The sequence below is a fragment of the Staphylococcus americanisciuri genome (genome assembly GCF_024814435.1).
Taxonomy (GTDB): domain Bacteria; phylum Bacillota; class Bacilli; order Staphylococcales; family Staphylococcaceae; genus Staphylococcus; species Staphylococcus americanisciuri.
The window spans coordinates 1-539 of sequence record NZ_JANUXY010000029.1; the positions used below are offsets into that span (position 1 = coordinate 1).

Below are 539 nucleotides of genomic sequence, written 5' to 3' on the forward strand. Positions count from 1 at the left end.
ACTTCTGGTGTTACTTTTGGTTCGTTTTCGTCAGCTTGTGTTTTTGCTGCTTCTTTTACTGTTACCGGCACATCTACTGTGTCTTTTGAACCATCTGGATACGTTACTTCTACTTTTCCTGTGTAATCACCTGGTTTATTTGTATCAATTGTTCCAGCTGGTGTGACATCTTTAACTGTTGTTCCTTCTGGTAATTTTGTTAAGTCAACATTATCTGTTAGGTCGACTTTGCCGCCTTTTTCTACCACTTCTGGTGTTACTTTTGGTTCGTTTTCGTCAGCTTGTGTTTTTGCTGCTTCTTTTACTGTTACCGGTACATCTGCTGTGTCTTTCGAACCATCTGGATATGTTACTTCTACTTTTCCTGTGTAGTCGCCTGGTTTATTTGTATCAATTGTTCCAGCTGGTGTGACATCTTTAACTGTTGTTCCTTCTGGTAATTTTGTTAAGTCAACGTTGTCTGTTAGGTCGACTTTGCCGCCTTTTTCTACTACTTCTGGTGTTACTTTTGGTTCGTTTTCGTCAGCTTGTGTTTTTGC

General features: G+C 39.7%; 1 protein-coding gene. It reads right to left on the minus strand.

The genetic code is table 11. The annotated features are described in order from the left end of the window. On the minus strand, window positions 1–539 hold a 539-nt coding region (locus NXS11_RS10935), incomplete at both ends, for a Rib/alpha-like domain-containing protein (protein ID WP_259201289.1).